The sequence below is a fragment of the Streptomyces sp. BE20 genome, from assembly GCF_036322525.1.
Taxonomy (GTDB): domain Bacteria; phylum Actinomycetota; class Actinomycetes; order Streptomycetales; family Streptomycetaceae; genus Kitasatospora.
On record NZ_JAQYWW010000276.1, the window covers coordinates 1 to 2769 of the forward strand.

At 75.1% G+C, this 2769-nt stretch carries 1 protein-coding gene; it reads right to left on the minus strand.

Translation table 11 applies throughout. The annotated features are described in order from the left end of the window. Positions 1-2769, minus strand: a 2769-nt coding sequence (locus PUR61_RS01570) for an SDR family NAD(P)-dependent oxidoreductase (RefSeq protein WP_329874823.1), incomplete at both ends; no start/stop codon positions are given.

Consider the following 2769-nt stretch of genomic DNA (forward strand, 5'->3'; position numbering starts at 1 on the left):
CGGACCGTTCGGCGCCGTCAAACCGTTCGACGCACCGTCCTGATTGACCGCCGTACCCCGCACCACCGCCAGCACCCGACGACCCGCAGCCCGCGCCGACGACAACCGCTCCACGAGCAGCATGCCGACACCCTCGGACCAACCCGTCCCGTCCGCGTCCGCGCCGAACGGCTTGCACCGGCCGTCGGGCGCCAGGCCCCGCTGGCGCGAGAACTGAACGAAGGTCTCCGGGCCCGACATCACGGCCACACCGCCGGCCAGCGCCATCGAGCACTCACCCGACCGCAGTGCCTGTGCGGCCAGGTGCAACGCCACCAGCGACGACGAGCACGCCGTGTCGATGGTCACCGCCGGGCCTTCGAGCCCGAACGTGTAGGAGAGCCGCCCGGAGACGACGCTGCCGGCCGTTCCGGTCAGGAGGTGGCCTTCCAGCTCGTCCGGGAGCCCCGCCGCCAGGTCTGCGTAGTCGATGCTGTTGGCACCGGCGAACACGCCGACCTGCTCGCCGCGGAGCGACGACGGATCGATCCCGGCCCGCTCGAACGCCTCCCACGCGGTTTCCAGCAGAAGCCGCTGCTGCGGATCCATCGCCAGCGCCTCACGCGGCGAGATCCCGAACAGGTCGGCGTCGAACTCCGGTGCCTCGTAGAGGAATCCGCCCTCGCGGGTGTACGTGGTGCCGGCGTGGTCCGGGTCGGGGTGGTACAACCCCTCCAGGTCCCAGCCACGGTCGGTCGGGAACGCCCCGATCCCGTCCCGACCGGAGGCGACCAGCTCCCAGAACGCTTCCGGGGTGTCCGCCCCGCCGGGGAGCCGCAGGCCCATGCCCACGATGACGATCGGATCGTCGTCGCCTGCGGCCACCGTGCCCACCGGCGCCAGCGCCGCGTCCACCGAGCCGCTCAGCTCGCCCAGCAGGTGGGCCGCCAGCCGCTCGACGCTCGGGTAGTCGAACACCAGCGTCGCCGCGAGCACCAGTCCGGTCGCTCCCTGGAGGCGGTTCCGGAGCTCCACCGCCGTCAGCGAGTCGAAGCCGAGCTCCTTGAACGCCCGCCCCGGTTCCAGTCCCTCGGCCGAGGTGTGACCCAGCACGGCGGCGACGTGCGACCGCACGACCTCGCCGACCAGGCGCTCCCGCTCCCCTGCGGCGAGGCCCGCCAGCCGCTGCGCCAACGTGGAGAACACCGTGCCGCCGACGGCCGGCGCCGCCTCCACCTCGGGCAGACCGTCGAACAGCGGACGGGCCCGCGTCGCCGCGAACACCGGGACGAACGCGTCCCACCGGACCTCGGCGATCGTCAGTGCGGCCTCGTCGCCGTTCACCGCGCCGGCCAGTGCGGCCACCGCCAGTCGCGGGTCGAGCGGCACGAGGCCGCGGCGCCGGAGCTGGGTCGCGACCTCGTCGTCCGCGGCCATGCCGATCTCGGCCCACGGCCCCCAGGCCACGGCCGTTCCCGGGAGCCCGTACGCGCGCCGCCTGGCGATCAGGCCGTCCAGGGCCGCGTTCGCCGCCCCGTACGCGGCCTGGTCACCGCTGCCCCAGACACCGGAGATCGACGAGAACACCACGAACGCGTCGAGACGCGTACCGACCAGCGCGTCCAGGTGCAACGCCCCGTCGACCTTGCCGGACAGCACGGCGCGGAAGTGCGCCTCGTCGGCGTCGCGCAGCGGCACGTCGGCAGCGACGCCCGCCGCGTGCACCACCGCGTCGACGTCGCCGACGACGGCCAGCAGGGCCTCGACCTCGGCCCCGTCGGCCAGATCGCAGGCGTGCACCTCGGCGTTCGGCAGCTCGGCCAGCAGCTCCGCCGCACCGGGCGCCCGCGCTCCGCGCCGCGACACCAGCACCAGCCGCTCGGCGCCGTTCGCCGCGGCCCAGCGCGCGACCTCCGCGCCCAGGCCGCCCGTGCCACCGGTGATCAGCACCGTCCCGCGCGGACGCCAGGCGGGGGCCGCCGTGCTCGCCGGGGCGTGCTCCAGCCTCCGGACGACCACCCCGCCGCCGCGCACCGCGACCTGGTCCTCGACGCCGAGCGCTCCGGCCAGCACCGCACCGACCCGCGCGGCCGCACGGGCGTCGACGACCGGCGGCAGGTCGAGCAGCCCGCCCCAGAACTCCGGGTGCTCCAGGCCGACCACCCGGCCGAAGCCCCACAACGCGGCCTGGTCGACGTCGACCGGGCTGTCCGCCCGGCCGGTCGTCACGGCGGCCCGCGTCACCAGCCACAGCGGGCTCTCGTTCCGCACGTCCGTCAGGGCCTGAACCAGCGCCGACGCGTCGCCGAGCGAGGTCGTCGACGCCACGACGCCGGAGATGTCGAGCCCTTCGAACCGGGCGGCCAGTTCGGCGCGAGTCCCTGCGGGCACCCGGACCACCGAGGCGCCGAGCCCGCTCAGTACCTCACCGAGCCCGTGGACGTCGTCCCCGACCACGGCCCACCGTCCGGTCGGTTCTGCGGCCGGCAGGTCGGCGGGCTTCCAGGTGACCCGGTAGCGCAGGCCGTCGATCAGTGACCGCTCCTGGCCCCGTGCCCGCCAGGACGCGAGCGCGGGCAGCACGTTCTCCAGCGACGCGGTCGGGACGCCGAGCTGCGCGGACAGGCCGGACAGATCGCCCTGCTCCACCGTGGCCCAGAACCCGGCCTCGGCGGGGTCGGCGGCCACCGCCTTCGCGGGCCGGCTCTCCAGCCAGTACCGCTGGTGCTGGAAGGCGTAGGTCGGCAGCTCGGCCGGTCGGACGCCCGTGAACAGCGGCGACCAGTCGAC